The 16,309-nt window shown below is 70.6% G+C and carries 13 protein-coding genes; 2 read left to right on the top strand and 11 right to left on the bottom strand.

The window, feature by feature from the left end; translation table 11 throughout:
- Positions 1-2 precede the first annotated feature (2 nt).
- From E9232_RS30720 to E9232_RS30670, 11 genes are all read right to left on the bottom strand, one after another.
- Positions 3-1,190, bottom strand: a complete 1,188-nt coding sequence (locus tag E9232_RS30720) for an ABC transporter permease (protein WP_309800783.1) — start codon at positions 1,188-1,190, stop codon at positions 3-5.
- On the bottom strand, positions 1,187-2,185 hold the full coding sequence (locus tag E9232_RS30715; RefSeq protein WP_309800781.1) for an ABC transporter permease: 999 nt from the start codon (positions 2,183-2,185) through the stop codon (positions 1,187-1,189). The genes E9232_RS30720 and E9232_RS30715 overlap by 4 nt, the downstream gene beginning before the upstream one ends.
- A gap of 37 nt (positions 2,186-2,222) precedes the next feature.
- Positions 2,223-4,136 carry an ABC transporter substrate-binding protein gene (locus tag E9232_RS30710; RefSeq protein ID WP_309800778.1) on the bottom strand — a complete coding sequence of 638 codons (1,914 nt, stop codon included), beginning with the start codon at positions 4,134-4,136 and terminating at the stop codon, positions 2,223-2,225.
- Positions 4,133-6,019, bottom strand: a complete 1,887-nt coding sequence (locus E9232_RS30705; protein WP_309800777.1) for an ABC transporter ATP-binding protein — start codon at positions 6,017-6,019, stop codon at positions 4,133-4,135. Before E9232_RS30705 ends, E9232_RS30710 begins: the two co-directional genes overlap by 4 nt.
- A 19-nt stretch (positions 6,020-6,038) precedes the next feature.
- Positions 6,039-6,605: a hypothetical protein gene (locus E9232_RS30700; RefSeq protein ID WP_309800774.1), complete on the bottom strand. Its 567-nt coding sequence runs from the start codon at positions 6,603-6,605 to the stop codon at positions 6,039-6,041.
- Positions 6,602-7,396 carry a polysaccharide deacetylase family protein gene (locus tag E9232_RS30695; protein WP_309800773.1) on the bottom strand — a complete coding sequence of 265 codons (795 nt, stop codon included), beginning with the start codon at positions 7,394-7,396 and terminating at the stop codon, positions 6,602-6,604. Before E9232_RS30695 ends, E9232_RS30700 begins: the two co-directional genes overlap by 4 nt.
- A gap of 125 nt (positions 7,397-7,521) precedes the next feature.
- Positions 7,522-8,676 carry a glycosyltransferase family protein gene (locus tag E9232_RS30690; protein WP_309800771.1) on the bottom strand — a complete coding sequence of 385 codons (1,155 nt, stop codon included), beginning with the start codon at positions 8,674-8,676 and terminating at the stop codon, positions 7,522-7,524.
- Complete coding sequence (locus E9232_RS30685) at positions 8,673-9,257, bottom strand: histidine phosphatase family protein (protein ID WP_309800769.1); 585 nt, start codon at positions 9,255-9,257, stop codon at positions 8,673-8,675. Before E9232_RS30685 ends, E9232_RS30690 begins: the two co-directional genes overlap by 4 nt.
- A complete protein-coding gene (locus E9232_RS30680; protein ID WP_309800766.1) occupies positions 9,254-10,363 on the bottom strand; it encodes a glycosyltransferase family 4 protein in 1,110 nt (369 codons plus the stop codon). Before E9232_RS30680 ends, E9232_RS30685 begins: the two co-directional genes overlap by 4 nt.
- Positions 10,360-11,646, bottom strand: a complete 1,287-nt coding sequence (locus E9232_RS30675) for a glycosyltransferase family 4 protein (protein WP_309800764.1) — start codon at positions 11,644-11,646, stop codon at positions 10,360-10,362. The genes E9232_RS30680 and E9232_RS30675 overlap by 4 nt, the downstream gene beginning before the upstream one ends.
- A gap of 21 nt (positions 11,647-11,667) precedes the next feature.
- Complete coding sequence (locus tag E9232_RS30670) at positions 11,668-12,870, bottom strand: glycosyltransferase family protein (RefSeq protein WP_309800762.1); 1,203 nt, start codon at positions 12,868-12,870, stop codon at positions 11,668-11,670.
- A 295-nt stretch (positions 12,871-13,165) separates the two neighbouring features.
- Here E9232_RS30670 and E9232_RS30665 point away from each other — a divergent pair, with 295 nt between their 5' ends.
- Positions 13,166-15,820, top strand: coding sequence for an ABC transporter transmembrane domain-containing protein (locus E9232_RS30665; protein ID WP_309800759.1), 2,655 nt, complete (start codon positions 13,166-13,168; stop codon positions 15,818-15,820).
- A gap of 30 nt (positions 15,821-15,850) precedes the next feature.
- On the top strand, positions 15,851-16,303 hold the full coding sequence (locus E9232_RS30660) for a cyclic nucleotide-binding domain-containing protein (RefSeq protein WP_309800757.1): 453 nt from the start codon (positions 15,851-15,853) through the stop codon (positions 16,301-16,303).
- The last annotated feature ends 6 nt before the right edge of the window (positions 16,304-16,309 follow it).

Here is a 16,309-nt window from a genome sequence, read left to right as displayed (position 1 = left end):
CCCTACCGGTAGGGATCCGCGGCGTCGCGCAGGCCGTCGCCGAAGAACTGGAACGCCAGCACCACCACGATCACCGGCACCACCGGCAGCAGCAGCCAGGGGTACAGCGCGACCACGTTGATGTTCTGCGCCTCGTTCAGCAGCACGCCCCAGCTGGTGACCGGGGGCCTGAGGCCGAGGTTGAGGAAGCTCAGCGCGGTCTCGCCCAGGATCATCCCCGGGATGGTCAGGGTGGCCGAGGCGATCAGGTGGCTCATGAAGCTGGGCAGCAGGTGGCGGAAGATGATGCGCCGCGGCTTGGCGCCCATCAGCTGCGCCGCGACGCAGAAATCCTCCTCGCGCAGGGCCAGCAGCTTCGACCGCACCGACCGGGCCAGCCCGGTCCATTCCACCAGGCCGAGGATGATGGTGATGCCCAGGAAGACCAGGATCGGGCTCCAGGTCACCGGCAGCGCCGCCGACAGCGCCATCCACAGCGGCAGCTGCGGGAAGCTCTGGATCACCTCGATCAGCCGGTTGACGACATTGTCGATCCAGCCGCCGTAATAGCCGGCGATGCCGCCGATGACGATGCCGAGCAGGAAGCTGACCGAGACGCCGATCAGGCCGACGGTCAATGAGATCCGGGCGCCGTAGGCGATGCGGCTGAGCATGTCGCGGCCCAGCCGGTCGGTGCCGAGCAGGAAGACGGTGCCGCCCTGGGCCGGGCAGACCAGGTGGAGGTCCGCCTCGAACAGGCCCCAGAACCGGTAGCTGTCGCCCTGGCAGAAGAAGCGCAGGCTCTGCACCTGGGTCTTGTCCTCGGTGTAGACCCGCTTCATCGAATCCATGTCGAGGGAATACTGGTAGCCGTAGACATAGGGGCCGACGAAGCTGCCGTCGTGGAACAGCCGGACCTGCTGCGGCGGCGCGTAGATGTAGCCGGTGTGGCGGCTGTCCAGCGCATAGGGCGCCAGGAACTCGCTGACCAGGATCGAGAGATAGGCCAGCAGCAGCACCAGGCCGGAGATCGCGGCCAGGCGGTGGCGCTTGAGCTTCCACCACATGATCCGCCATTGCGAGGCCAGGAAGTACCGCTCCTGCTGCTTGGTCAGCGGCGCTTCCTGGTAGGGGTCCCAGACGGCGGGGCTGACGTAATGCGTGGGGTCGCGGCCGGGGTCGCGCGGCGGGGGCGCCGGGATGTCGCTCATTTCACCGCGCCCCCCGACAGCCGGATGCGGGGGTCCAGCACCGCCAGCGCCAGGTCCGAGACCAGGGTGCCGATCACGGTCAGCATGGCCAGCCACAGCACGAAGGATCCGGCCAGGTACATGTCCTGGCTCTGCAGCGCCGACAGCAGCAGGGGGCCGGTGGTGGGCAGGTTCAGCACCACCGAGACGATGGTGGCGCCGGAGATCAGGTGCGGCAGGATGTTGCCGATGTCGGCGATGAACGGGTTCAGCGCCATCCGCAGCGGGTATTTCAGCAGCGCCCGGCGCCGCCGCATGCCCTTGGCCAGGGCGGTGACGTAGTACTGCTTCTGCAGCTCGTCCAGCAGGTTGGCGCGCAGCCGCCGGATCATCGCGGCGGTGCCCGAGGTGCCGATCACGATCACCGGCACCCAGAGATGGCCGAGCACCGACACGAACTTGCCCCAGCTCATCGGCTGGTCGAGATACTCCGGGTCCATCAGCCCGCCGATCGAGGTGCCGAACCATTTGTGGGCGAGGTACAGCATGACCAGCGCCAGCAGGAAGTTCGGCGTCGCCAGGCCGAGGAAGCCCAGCAGGGTCAGGCCGTAGTCGCCGATGCTGTACTGGTGGGTCGCCGAATAGATGCCGATCGGGAACGACACCAGCCAGATGAAGATCGTGGTGGCGAAGGTCAGCAGGATGGTCAGGAACATGCGGTCGCCGACCACCGCCGTCACCGGCAGGTTGTACTCGAAGGACCAGCCGAAATCGCCGCGCAGGGCGTTGCCCAGCCAGGACAGGTATTGCAGCAGGAACGGCTGGTCGAGGCCGTAGTTCTCCCGCAGGAACTGCATCTGGTTCGGGTCGAGCGATTCGCCGCGGCTTCTCAGCTCGTTGACCATGGTGGTCAGGTAGTCGCCGGGCGGCAGCTGGATGATGGCGAAGCTGATGAAGCTGATCGCGAGCAGGGTCGGGATCATCACCAGGATGCGGCGGGCGATATAGCTCAGCATCGCGGCGCCACCCTGTGGGTCATGTCCGTCCCCGCCGTCATGGGTCCACCCAGAAGGTGTCGGGGTGGTAGATGCCGAAATGCGCGCCGGGGTCCCAGGACAGGATGGCCTTCTTCGGCACGTTGTGCAGCCGGGTTTTGACCACGACCGGGGCCATCACGCCCTGGACCGTGCCGATCGAGGTCACCTCGTCGGCCTGGATCTTGATCATCTCGCGGATGATGGCGCTGCGGCGGTCGTCGTCGGCGGTGGTCTGCCATTCCCCGTACAGCGCCATCAGCCGCTGCGCGAAGTCGACGTCGGGCCTCTCGCCGGCGGTGCCCTTGGTCTGCACGTACTGCCCCCATTTCGGATACTGCAGCCAGTTCTGGTCCACCGGCGCCAGCTCCGACGGCACCGTGGTCGGGGTCACCAGGGCATTGTCGATGCCCTGCCACACCGACATCACCGCGTCGCCGGAGAACACCCGCTGCAGGAACACGTCACGCTGCGACTGGGTGGTGTAGAGGGCGACGCCGATCTTGGCCCAGCTGTCCTTGATCAGCTGCAGGATGTCGGCCTCGATGCTGCGCTCGCCGGTGCTCTCGACCACGACCTCCAGCCGGCGGCCGTTCGGCATCAGGCGGATGCCGTCGCTGTCCTTGTTGCCTAGCCCGGCCTCGTCCAGCAGGGCGTTGGCCTTGTCGAGGTCGAACTGGGTCCACTCCGTGGCCAGGGCGGCGTCGTAATAGGGCGATTCCGGCAGCACGGTGTTCTGGCTCGGCCGGGCCAGGCCGAAGAACACCACCTGGTTGATCTCATCGCGGTTGATCGCCAGCGACAGGGCGCGGCGGAACCGCACGTCGCGGTTCAGCGCCCGCCAGTCCTTGTCGTTGCAGTTCATGTTCGGGTACAGCGCGACCTCGGAGCCCAGCGCCGTCGGCCACAGCCGCACCTTGTACTGGCCGGACTCCTCGCCGGCCTTGAGGAAGCTGATGTTGTCGAAGCGCAGGCCGCGCTGCTGCAGGTCGGCCTCGCCGGCGCCGGCCTTGGCCGGGATCAGCGACCCCTCGGCGACGTTGACGATGACCCGGTCGAGATAGGGCAGCTGCCGGCCCTGGCTGTCGATGCGGTGGTAGTAGGGGTTGCGCACGAAGACGAAGCGCTCCGCCGGCGCCCGGGTGGTGTTGATCCAGGGCTCCAGCTCCGGCAGATCCGGATTGGCCGAATCGCCCAGCTTGCTGCGCAGGTTGTACAACGCCACCCAGTTGCGGGTGCCCGACTGCCTGACCAGAGCCTCCAGGGCCTTCGCATCGGCATATTTCTTGTGGAACTGCTTCAGGTAATGCGCCGGCGCGTAGATGTAGAGCGGCGTGGCCCCAGCCAGCCCCGGCAAGAATTCCGGGTTCGGCTTGGACCAGGAATAGCGCACCGTGGCCGCGTCGGGAAATTCGACCTTCGGCATCTCGCCGTCGACGATCAGCCGCGCATCCGGGCCGTAGGGCATCAGGTCCTTGTTCAGCTCCACGTCCTGCCAGGAAAAGCGGAAGTCGTCGCTGGTGAAGGGCTGGCCGTCCGACCATCTGTGGCCCGGCCGCAGATGCAGGGTGAAGGTCTTCTCGCCCTCGACGTCGATCGACTGCAGAATGTCCGGATACAGCTTGAAGTCGGTGCCGTAGCCGACCAGCCGGGCGTAGCTGTAGGTGTTCATGATGCGGATGTCGCGGGCCCGGCCGACCAACCAGGCGATCTCGCCGCCGGACCGGCCCGGCTCCTTGTTCTCCGCCGCCATGTCGACCACCGACGGCACCTGCGGCAGGCGCTGGGCGATCGGCGGCAGCTTGCCCTGGGCCACCGCCTGTTCGTAGATCGGCGTCTCGACCAGCGCCGGCAGCGCGCCGGCCGCCGCCGGGGCGGCTGCGGACAGTAGGGGGGCCAGAAGGACCGCGAGGGCTCCGAGGGTCCGGATCATGAGGCCAGTTCCAACGCAATGTCCTCGGTGGCCCGCACGAAATGGCCTTTGCCGATCTCGACCAGCCGGCTCGGCGTGTCGGGCCGCAGGGTGAAGGGGGCCGGCCAGGCCGCGGGGTCGGAGGCGCGGCCGTCCATCAGCGCGGCGAAGTCCAGGCGCCGCGTCGGGTCCGGCGCCGGCACCGCCGCCAGCAGCGCCCGGGTGTAGGGGTGGGTCGGCCGGGCGAACAGGTCGGCCCGCGGCGCGGTCTCGACCACCCGGCCGCGGCACATCACCATGATCCGGTCGGCGATGTAGTCGATCACCGCCAGGTTGTGGCTGATGAACAGGTAGGTCAGGCCCAGCCGGTCCTTGAGGTCCTTCAGCAGGTTCAGGATCTGGGCCTGGATCGAGACGTCCAGCGCCGAGACCGGTTCGTCGCAGATCACCAGGTCCGGCTTCAGCGCCAGGGCCCGGGCGATGCCGATGCGCTGGCGCTGGCCGCCGGAGAAGCTGTGCGGATAGCGCTGGAGGTAGCGGACGTCGAGTCCGACCAGGGTCATCAGCTCCTTGGCGATCGCCTTGCGCTCGGCCATCGAGCCCATGCCGTGGATGGTCAGCGGCTCGGTCAGGATGTCGAACACCGTCATCCGCGGGTTCAGCGAGCTGAACGGGTCCTGGAAGATGAACTGCATGCGCGGGCGGAAGGCCTTGAGATCCTCGCCCTCCAGCGCGCCGACGTCGACCGGCTTGCCGTGGTCGTTGAAGCGGATGGTGCCTTCGTCCGGCGTCAGGGCCCGCATCAGGATCTTCGACAGCGTGGTCTTGCCGCAGCCGGATTCGCCGACCAGGCCTAGGCATTCGCCGCGGCGGATGGTGAAGGAGACGTCGTCGACCGCCTTGATGGTCTCGGCCGGGCCGCCGCCGAACAGGCCGCTGTTGCGGATGGCGAAGGATTTGGTGATGTGCTCGACCTTCAGCAGCGGCCCGGCCGCCTCCGCCGCCGGGGTCCACACCCGCTTGCGCGCCGCCAGCATGTGGCCGTCGCCCTGCGCGATCTCGCGGATCGGCGTCAGCCGCTCCAGCCCCATGTCGAAGCGGGGCACGGCGCGCAGCAGGGCCTTGAGGTAGGGGTGGCCGGGATTGGCGAAGATCGCCTCCAGCGGGCCGGATTCCATGACCTCGCCGCGGTACAGCACCACCACCTCGTCGGCGATGTTGGCGACGATGCCGAGGTCGTGGGTGATGATCAGGATCGCCATGTCCAGTTCGGACTGCAGGTCCAGCATCAGCTTCAGGATCTGCGCCTGGATGGTGACATCAAGCGCCGTGGTCGGCTCGTCGGCGATCAGCAGGGCGGGGCGGCAGACCAGGGCCATCGCGATCATGGCGCGTTGGCGCAAGCCCCCCGACAGCTCGAAGGGATAGGTCCGCAGCGCCCGGGCCGGGTTGGGGAAGCCGACCAGGCGCAGCATCTCGCGGGCCAGGTCGCGGGCCTCGGCCGGGCCGGCCGGCCGGTGCAGCCGCACCGCCTCGACGATCTGGTTGCCGATGGTGTGCAGCGGCGACAGCGAGGTCATCGGCTCCTGGAAGATCATCGAGATCCGGCCGCCGCGGATGGCGCGGTAGTCGGGGCTCTCGATCGCCAGCTTGGCCAGGTCGACGACAGTGCCGGGCTTGTCGGGGTCGGAGAACAGGATCTGCCCGCCGGTGACGCGGCCGTTGCTGGGCAGGATGCCCATCACCGCCTGCGACAGCACCGACTTGCCCGACCCGCTTTCGCCCACCACGGCGACGGTCTTGCCCGCCGGCACCCGCATCGACACGCCGCGCAGCGCCTCCAGCATGCCGCCGGGCACGGCGAAGCCGATGCGCAGGTCCTTGAGGCGGAGGATATCGGTCATCGGTGCCGGCCCCGCCTCTTCACTCTTCGGGCCCATCGGCGGCGGTTCCGCTCGCAGCAGGCCCATTGACCGTCGGGCGCACGCCCCAGCGCTCGGCCAAGCCGGCGCTGGGGGCGACGACACCCAGCGACATCAGGTTGGCCTGGCTGGAATCGTCGATCGCCAGCCCCTTGGCCAGCGCCGCGTCATGGGCGGCGGAGGCGATCTCGTCGAAGCCGGAGATGCTGGATTCGATCTTCAGCCGCCGGCCGCCGCCGCGCAGCTCCAGCTGCATCCAGCCGCGCTGCCGGTCGCGCCGGACCGAGAAGTAGCGCATCCGGAAGCTGGTCAGGTCGCGCCACAGGATGCGGGTGCCGAGCGGCCCGTGGGCGACGATGCCCTGGTCGTCGGCCTCGATCAGGCTGCGGTGGCGCAGCCAGGTGCGGGCGAGGAAGGCCAGGAAGACCAGCGCCGCGGCGGCGAAGGCCGTGGTCACGATCCAGTGCATCGGCAGCGCGACCAGCGGGCCCGCGGTCAGCACCAGCCCGACCGCGCCGCGGCCGTAGTCGCCGGCCAGCTCGGACATGGCGTAGCGGTGGGCGGTCATGGCCGGGCTCCGAACAGGGCATCGGGATCGGGCCACGCCGCGGCCGGGTGGCGGCCGAGGGCGCTGAGCAGGGCGTCGAGGAAGATCCAGCCCTCCGGGTCGTGCACCAGGTGGTGGGTCAGCAGGCCGGTCGGCTCGTCCGGGTCGGCGCCGCCGGTGCGGCGTTCGGCCAGGTGCTTCAGGATCGGCGCCAGCACCCGGTCGACGCCGGCGAAGCCGCGGCCGCCGCGCCAGTCGATCGGGTCGGCATGGGTGTTCAGCCGCGTGAGGCCGGCCCCGGCCTCGCGCCGGCCGAAGCCCGACAGCACGGTCAGCCCGGCCTCGCCCAGCCGGGCGCTCAGGTGCGGTCCGATACGGTTCCAGGGCGGCGCCAGCGCCGGGCGGAAGCGGTCGCCGAACAGGGATGCCAGCCGGGTCCGGCCGGCGATCAGCTCGGCCAGGACCGCCTCGGCCGGCCGATGGTCGCCCAGCTCGGCGGTCTTCTCGCCGGCGGGGGCGTGCGACCGGTGCGCCCAGCCATGCTGGATCACCACGGTGGGTGTCCTGGCCAGGCGCGCGGCCAGCGCCGGGGTGGCCTCGGCGGGGATGACGGCAAGGGCGACCCAGCGGTCATGGCGCGCGGCCAGGGCCAGCAGCCGGTCCAGTTCCGGGCTCGGCGCCACCGCATCGTCGTCGCGCCACCAGAAGCTGGCCCGGCGGCCGAGTGCGGACCAGCGGTCCAGCTCGGCGCGCAGGTCCGTCCAGGGGTCGTTCGTGGCGGGCGGGGCAGGGGGTTCCAAGGGCACGGGCATCGACAGGGAAGGTCCGGGCGAAAGCGGCACTATAGCCGCAGGGCGCGGCCGGGCGGCAAGCCCCCCGCCGTCACAGCCCGGGGAAAGCCCGGATCTTTCGGCCGATGCGCACGCCCCGGTTCCGCTCATGCGGCGCTCCGCTTTCCCGCCGCGGCGTCGCGCAGCAGGCGGGCGGCGGCCTGGGCGCCGTCCAGCGCCAGGGTGGCGCGCGGTGGCGGAGGTGCTGCGACCGCGTCGTCCACCGCGCGGGCCAGCCGCTCCGATGTCAGTCCCTGTTCCGGCACCACCAGGCAATGGCCGCGGGCGGCGAGAAGTTCCGCCCGGCGGGTCTGCTCGGTCTCGCCTTCCGCGGCGAAGGGCACGAAGACGGCGCGGCAGCCGGCCCGCATCACATCCATCACGGTGTTGTAGCCGGCTTGGCTGATCGACAGCCGGCAGCGCGCCAGCAGGCTCGGGAAGTCCGGCCGGGCCGGTTCGACCACGACCCCGTTGGGCGCCACGGCGGCCAGCTCGGCCATGGTCCCGGCGGGCAGGTCGGGGCCGGCCAGCAGGCGCCAGCGGGCGTCGCGCTGGGCCGAGATCGCCCGGGCGCCCAGGGCGGCGCGCAGCAGCTCGGCGCCGACCGCGCCGCCGCCGACCGAGACCACGATCTCGTCGACGCCGTCGCCCGGCGGCGCCTCGCGGGTCGGCCGGGCGCCGACATAGCCGGTGTAGCGGATCAGGTCGGCGATGCGCGGCGCCGGCGGGAAGCTGGCCTCGAACGGAATCACCGCGGGGTCGCCATGCACCAGCACCAGGTCGAACAGGGCCCGTGCCGTGTCGGCCATGCCCTCGACCTTGGCCGGGTCGTTCTTGTCGACCAGGATGTCGCGGACCGAGCTGGCGATCAGCGGCCGCGGCACGGCGCGGCGGGCGATCTCCAGCAGCGGCACCAGCTCGAAGGCGAAGGCGCGGCGGCCGAAGGGGAAGGTCTCGATCAGCAGGATGTCGGGCCGCACCCGGGCGTGCAGCGCCAGCAGCTCGGCGGCGCGGCGCTTCTTCCAGCCAGTGTCGATCGGCCGGTCCTCGGCGTCCAGCAGGGTGCGGAAGCCGGTGTCGGCCGACCGCACCGGCGGCAGCGGCACCACCTCGGCGCCGCCCCAGTCGGTGCCGGGCACGGCAAAGCCGCCCTGGGCCACGGTCACGGCGAAGCCGGCCTCGACCAGGGCACGGGTGATCACCGCGGCGCGCCGGACATGGCCGATGCCGAGCAGATGCTGGACGTGGAACAGAAGCTTCATGCCGCCAAAGATATGTTCAGCCGGTCGATCACCGGCGCCCCTGTGCCCTCAAGCCGAAACAAGTGTCCGCAGCCCCACTGCAACCCATCCGGCGCATCGGAGATCATGGTCCATCCGGCGGCCCAGGCATAGAGCGCGAGGATGACGCCGCGATGACAGACGGCGACGGTATCCCGACCCGTGGCGGCACGCCGCAGCAGCAGCGGCGCCAGCCGGTCCTGGACCTCGCGGTAGGACTCGCCGCCGGGGGCACGGAAGTCGACGCCCAGGGCCTCGCGCTCGGCCAGCTCCGCCGGGTCGATGCGGGTCTTGTCGGACAGGCGCAGGCCCTCCCACTCGCCCCAGTCCAGCTCGGTCAGCGCCGGCTCCGGCACCGGGTCGAGGCCCAGCAGCCGGGCGGTCTCCAGCGCCCGGGCCAGCGGGCTGGCCAGCACGTCCCAGCCGGCCGCCCAGCCGGGCAGGCGCCACTGCGCCACCGCCGCGCGGCCGGCCTCCGACAGCGGGATGTCGGCATGGCCCTGGATGCGGCGCTGCGCGTTCCATTCGGTTGGCCCGTGGCGCAGGACGAGGAGGCGGGTCATGGCGTCACCTCGCGCCCGGTCACCTCGTGCAGCGTGCGGTCCAGGATCGCGGCGGCACGGTCGATGCCATGCGCCGCCACGGCGTTGGCGCGGGCGGCGTCGCCCATCGCCCGGCGCCGGGCCGGGTCGTCGAGCAGGGCGGCGACGGCGGCGGCGAAGCCGGCCTCGTCGCCGGCGGGGGCCAAGAGGCCGGTCTCGCCGTCGCGCACGATCGCGGCCACGCCGCCATCGGCGCCCCCGGCCGCCCCGGCCACCACCGGCAGCCCGGCGGCCTGGGCTTCCAAGAGCGCCATGCCGAAGGCCTCGTTGACCGCCGGCCACACCAGCAGGTCGGCCTCGGCCAGGGCGGCGGGCATCGCCTCGGGCGGCAGCGCCCCGCGGAAGCGGGTGCGGGCGGGGTCGAACAGCGGCTCGATCTGCGGCCGCGCCGGTCCGTCGCCGATCACGGTCAGGGTCCAGGGCCGGTCCTGCAGGTGGCGCAGCGCCCCGGCCAGCAGGGCATAGGATCGGGCCTTGTCGCCCTCCCGCATCATGCCGACGGCCAGCAGCCGCGGCGGCTCCGCCGGCTGCCGCGCGATCGCGGCGAAGGGCGTGGTGTCGAGGAAGGGCGGCAGCCGCACGATCCGCCCGGCCGGCGCCAGGGCCTGCAGCCCGGCGGCGTCCCGGGCGCTGAAGGTCAGCAGCGCCGCGGCCTGGCGGATCGCCGCCGCCGCCGCCCGGTGCCCGGCCGCCCAGGCCCCCTCGGCGCGGCGCGGCGCATGCGAGGCCTCGGCGGCGACATAGGGGATGCCGAGCGCGACCGCCACCGGCGGGCCCAGCCAGTCCGGCGCCTTGTGGTAGAGGTGGTAGGTGAACCAGACATCGGGCCGGTCCGCCGCCGCGCGCCAGCGCCGGACCAGGGCCTCGGCGATGCGGCCGCCCAGCGCCTGGATCCGCGCCGGCCGGGCCGGGTCCAGCCCCGGATCCCAGCTGCGCAGCCGGCTGGCGATGCGGACCTCGTGCCCGCCGCGCCGCAGCGCCTCGATCAGCAGCCGTGCCACGCGCCGGTCGCCCGAGGGCACCGGGTGCCCCGGCGGCTTCATCGGCGCGTAGAAGGCGACCCTCATCCGGAGGCGGCGGCCGGCGCCGGCAGGCCGAAGCGGCGGGCCAGCTTGGCCAGGCCGATGGCGAAGCCGAAATCACGGCGCACCCGGGCGGCGCCGGCGGCGCCCAGCCGGGCGCGGCGGGCCGGGTCGGCGATCAGCCCGGCCAGGGCGTCGGCGGCCGCCGGCACGTCGTCGGGCGGCACCAGCACCCCGGTCTCGCGGTCGCGGATCAGCTCCGGGATCGCCGAGACGGCGCTGGCCAGGCAGCACAGGCCGGTGGCCTGGGCCTCCATCAGCACATTGGGCAGGCCGTCGCGGTCGCCATCCTCGGCGATCCGCGCGGTCAGCACGAACAGGTCGGAGTCGAGCAGCGCGGCCAGCACCGAATCCTGGGTCAGGGCGCCGCGCCATTCGATCCGGTCGGCCAGGTGCAGCCGCGCCGCCTGGGCCTTGAGGTCGGCCAGCAGCGCGCCACCGCCGATATGGGTCCAGCGCCAGGCCAGGCCGGCCGGCAGGGCGGCGAAGGCGTCGAGCAGCCGGTCGAAGCCCTTCTTCTCGACGGCGCGGCCGACCGAAATCAGCCGCACCGGGTCGGCCGGGTCGCGCCCGTCACGCCGCGGCCGGGCGATCGGATCGGGGAAGCGGGCGAAGTCCAGGCCGTGATGCACCAGCGACACGCGGCCGGTCTCGGGCGCCAGCCCGGTGAGATAGCTGTGGTTCACCGCGGTGCAGGTCGCCGCCCAGCGGGCCTCGGCCAGCTTCTCCCGCAGCTCCCATTCCGGCGTGGTCCAGATGTCCTTGGCGTGGGCCGAGACGCTCCAGGGCAGGCCGCGGATCAGCGCGGCGTAGCGGCCGACCGAGGCCGGGGTGTGGAGGTAATGGACGTAGATCCAGCTGGTCTCCGGCGGCAGCTCGCGCGCCAGCACGCAGGCCTGGCCGAAGCGGCGCCAGCGGTTCGGGGTCGGGTCGCGCCGCAGGTCGCGGCGGAAGGCGGCGTAGGCGGCGGCGTAGCCGGGCTGGGCGCGGGCCCAGTCGCGCGCCGCCGCCACCCGCTCCGGCTCGTCATGCAGGTATTCCGGCAGGTACAGCACCGGCGCGGTGATCTGGCGGTTCAGCTCATGCACCAGCGTGTCGGTCGGGTGGCGCAGCGACACGATCAGCTGGCGCTGGCCCAGCTGCTGCAGCCCCAGGATCTCCTGCGCGATGAAGGTCTCCGACAGCCGGGGATAGCCCTTCACCACGATGGCCGTCAGGCCGCGCCCCGCCGGCGCGGTCGGGCCGCGCCCGGCCGGTTCACTCTGCATCCGCTCGATCATGCTGTGGACTCAGGCGCTCTGCCGGATCGAGGAGGACGGGGCGATCGCGGCCATCGCCAGCCGGTCGACGACGTCGAGCCCGTCGAGCAGGCCGGGCGGGAACCGGGTCGAGGGCAAGGGCTGGTCGGGCAACGCGCGCAAGGCCCGCACCATCACCGCCGGATCGCCGGGCCCGTCCTGGTCGAGCATGCTGACCAGGCCCAGCTCGGCGGCGCGCTCGGCCCGGATGTGCTGCTCCAGCCGCGGCCGCACCCGGGGCACCAGCAGCGCCCGTTTGTCGAAGGACAGGATCTCGCAGAAGGTGTTGTAGCCGCCCATGGCGACGACGCCGGCGGCGCGGGTCATCAGGTTCTCGATATGGGCGTCGAAGGTGATGACCGTGACGTCGCCCAGCTTGGCGGCGCGGGCCATGAACTCGGCCTGGCGCTCGCGCTGCATGAAGGGGCCCAGCACGATCAGCGCGCCGCAGGGCATGGTGCGGTCCAGCTCGTAGGCCGACAGCACCCAGTCCACCAGATCCTCGCCGTCGCCGCCACCGCCGGGGGTGACCAGGATGTAGGGGTCGCGCAGCAGCGGGAGGTCGGCCGGCATGTTGGTCGGCGCCCGCCGCCTGAGATAGCCGGTGTAGGTCATCCGGGCCCGCACCGAATCGGGCAGCTCGATCTCCTCCAGCGGGTCGCAGATCTCCGGCAGGCCGTAGATCCAGATGTGGTCGTACAGGCTCTCCAGCGCGGGGACGACGTTCTTGCGCTCCCATTCCGGGGCCAGCAGCGACGGCTCGTCCATCACGTCGCGCAGGCCCAGCACGGTGCGGGCGCCGCGGTCGCGCAGCATCTCCAGCGTCTGCTTGACCTCGCCGCGCAGGCCCAGCGGCTCCTTGTCGACGATGAACAGGTCGGGGTCGAAGATCGCCGCGGTGTGCTCGATGATCGAGGCGCGCATCGCCAGCGTCTCCTCGATGTCGATGTGCAGCGACAGCGAGGTGTAGTCGCCGTTGCGCAGCTTGATCACCCCGGGGATGCGGACGAAGTCGACCCGGCTGCGGAAATCGAAGCTGCCGATGATCGGCGATCCCGACAGGATCAGCACCGACAGGTCGCTGTGCCGCGCCACCAGGGAATGGGCGATGGTGCGGCACCGGCGCAGGTGTCCGAGGCCGAAGCTGTCATGGCTGTAGATCAGGATACGGGCCTGAGCGGTGCGCTTCGCCATGCAAGCCTTGTCGCGTGGGGACCCGGAGCGGGCCGGCACGGGCGACCCCTGCCGCCCCGCGCGCCTTTTAACACGAAGCTTTCCGGCCCGTCACCCGCGACGCCGTCGCAGGGGCGGGATTTGGGGAGGCGGGATGGCGGGCGGGGCGCATGCCGCCGACCATGACGGTGCGAGGGCGGAGGCCGCCGCGCGGGGTTGCCGCATGTCCCCGGCATGGCCATGTCAGCGGCTTTGCGGCGCGGGCGGTTCGGGCTATGGTCCTGCCGTTGCCGTGCGAGGCTGGACCTGGATCGCGATGGACTCGAATATCTTTAAATTCGTTCTGCGGCACAGCAGACGCGAACAGATCTATATCCTGATCATCACCCTGGTTTCGTTTCCCTTCGTCTACTACTCCCTCGACTTGCCGAAACAGATCGTCAACGGCGCGATCGACGACAAGGGCGCGAAGGATTTTCCAAAACTATTTCTCGGGTTCCAGTTCGACCGGATCGAATACCTGCTGCTGCTGTCGTTCATGTTCCTGGTTCTGGTGTTCGTCAACGGCGGGTTCAAGCTCTACATCAACGTCTACAAGGGCAAGCTGGGCGAGCGCATGCTGCGCCGCCTGCGCTATGAGCTGTACTGCCGCATCCTGCGCTTCCCGCTGACCCATTTCCGCAAGACCTCGCAGGGCGAGATGATCCCGATGATCACCTCCGAGGTCGAGCCGCTCGGCGGCTTCATCGGCGATGCGTTCGTGGCGCCGATCTGGGCGGCCGGGACGCTGATCGTCTACATCTACTTCATCTTCGTGCAGGACCCCATCCTGGGGGCGGCGGCGGTCTCGCTGTACCCCATGCAGGGGTGGCTGATCCCGCGGCTGCAGAAGCGCGTGAACCAGCTGGGCAAGGAGCGGGTGCGGACGGTGCGCAAGCTGGCCGACCGCATCGGCGAGTCCGTCTCGGGCATCGCCGACATGCACGCCAACGACGCCACCGCGACGCATCTGGCGGATTTTTCCGACCGGCTGGGGACGATCTACGACATCCGGTTCGAGATCTACAACCGCAAGTTCTTCATCAAGTTCCTGAACAACTTCATCAACCAGCTGACGCCGTTCTTCTTCTACGCGATCGGCGGCTACCTGGTGATCCGCGGCAGCATCCAGCTCGGCGCGCTGGTGGCCGTGCTGGCCGCCTACAAGGACCTGGCGTCGCCGTGGAAGGACCTGCTCGACTACTACCAGAACCAGGCCGACATCCGGATCAAGTACGAGCAGGTGGTGGAGCAGTTCCAGCCGCCCGAGCTGCTGCCGGTCGAGCGCCTCACCAGCGACGAGGTGATCGAGGGGCCGCTGCCGAAGGAGCTCAGCTTCTCCGCCGTCGCCCTGGTCGACGACAGCGGCATGACCGTGATCGAGGGGCTGACCGCCACCTTCCCGACCGACGGCCATGTCGCGGTGGTCGGTGCCGGCGTCGGCAAGGACGAGCTGATGCTGATGATGGCCCGGCTGCTGGCGCCGACCAGCGGCAAGATCCGCCTCGGCGACTATGACTTCGAGACGCTGAGCGAGGCGGTGGTCGGCCGGCGCATCGCCTATGTCGGCACCCACAGCTACATGTTCACCGGCACCCTGCGCTCGAACCTCTACTACGGCCTCGCGCACCGCCCGGTGCGCGAGAAGGAATACGAGGACGACGCGGCCAAGCGCCGCCGGGCGCGGCGGGCCAGCGAGGCGCGGGTGGCCGGCAACACCGACTACGACATCAACGCCGACTGGATCGACTACGCCGCTGCCGGCGTCGAGGGGCCGGAGGCGCTGGAGGACCGGGCGCTGGAGATCCTGCAGGCGGTGGACATGGAGCAGGACGTCTACCGCATCGGCCTGAACGGCACGATCGATGCCGACCGCGCCCCTGAGATCGCCGACCGGGTGCTGGCGGCGCGGGTCTCGGTGCGCAAGACCCTGGCCGAATCCGACCTCGGCGACCTGGTCGAGCTGTACGACGCCGACCGCTTCAACAGCTCCGCCTCGGTGGCCGAGAACCTGCTGTTCGGCACCCCGGTCGGGCCGGTCTTCGCCTATGACGCGCTGGCCGAGAACGAGTATGTGCTCGGGGTGCTCGAGCGCACCGGCCTGATGGAGGATTTCCTCAAGGTCGGCGCCCAGATGGCCGAGACCATGGTCGAGCTGTTCGCCGACCTGCCGCCCGGCCACGAGTTCTTCGAGCAGTTCAGCTTCATCGGGTCGGAGGACCTGCCGGAGTTCCAGCCGATCGTGATGCGAGTGAAGAAGGAGGGCACCGCCACGCTGCGGCCGGCCGACCGCACCCGGCTGCTGTCGCTGCCGTTCAAGCTGGTGCCGTCCCGCCACCGCCTCGGCGTGTTCGAGGCCGACCTGCAGGAGCGGCTGCTGCAGGCCCGCAAGGTCTTCGCCGCCGAGCTGCCGGAGGATCTGCGCCGGCACATCGAGTTCTTCGACGCCGACCGCTTCAACGAGGCGGCGTCGCTGCAGGACAACATCCTGTTCGGCAAGATCCGCTACGGCCGGCCGGACGCGGCGGAACGGGTGCAGACCCTGATCCAGACCGTGGTCGACGAGGTCGAGCTGCGCGACAGCGTGATCGCGGTCGGGCTCGACTTCTCGGTCGGCGTCGCTGGCAGCCGCCTGTCGTTGGTGCAGCGGCAGAAGGTCGGCCTCGGTCGGGCGCTTTTGAAGAACGCGGATCTGATGCTGCTGAACGAGGCCACCTCGGCCCTCGACGGCGCGGCGCAGAGCCGGGTACACCGCGCCATCCGCGAGCTGCGCGAAGGCCGCGGGTTGATCTGGGGCGTGCATCGGCCCAGCATGGCCCGTGAATACGCCGACGTGGTGGTGATGCGGCACGGCCGGATCGTCGAACGCGGCGAATTCCAATCGCTCAACAGCGACGGCAGCGCGCTGCACGAATTGCTGGAAGCGGAGTAGAATGCGAACAGGGAGCTGGAGGATGGATCGGTGAGCCTTGCGGAAGAAGTCGAACTCCTGAAGCGGATACCGCTTTTTGCGAATATCGACACGTCGAAGCTGAAGCTGCTGGCCTTCACCAGCGAACGCGTCCGCTTCCCCGCGGGTCAGGTGCTGTGCCGGCAGGGGGAGATCGGCCGCGCCGCCTTCATCATCATCGACGGCGAGGCCGATGTGATCGTCGACACCGCGAACGGTCCGCTGACCGTGGCGGGGGTCGGCCGCAACGACTTCGTCGGCGAGATCGCCATCCTGTGCGACGTACCCCGCACCGCGACGGTGCAGGCCAGATCCGACGTCACCGCGCTCGTCATCGCAAAGGACCAGTTCTTCCGCATGATCACCGAATTCCCCCAGATGGCGATCGAGATCATGCGCGTGCTCGCGCTCCGTCTCGAACGGACCACCAAGGAAGCGGCCCGCGCCCGCCAGACCGCGGCCTGATCCGAA

The sequence above is a fragment of the Inquilinus ginsengisoli genome (assembly GCF_031453975.1).
GTDB classification, from domain to species: domain Bacteria; phylum Pseudomonadota; class Alphaproteobacteria; order DSM-16000; family Inquilinaceae; genus Inquilinus; species Inquilinus ginsengisoli_A.
Note: the sequence above shows the minus strand (reverse complement) of the source record. Positions and strands in the feature narration are given on the sequence as shown.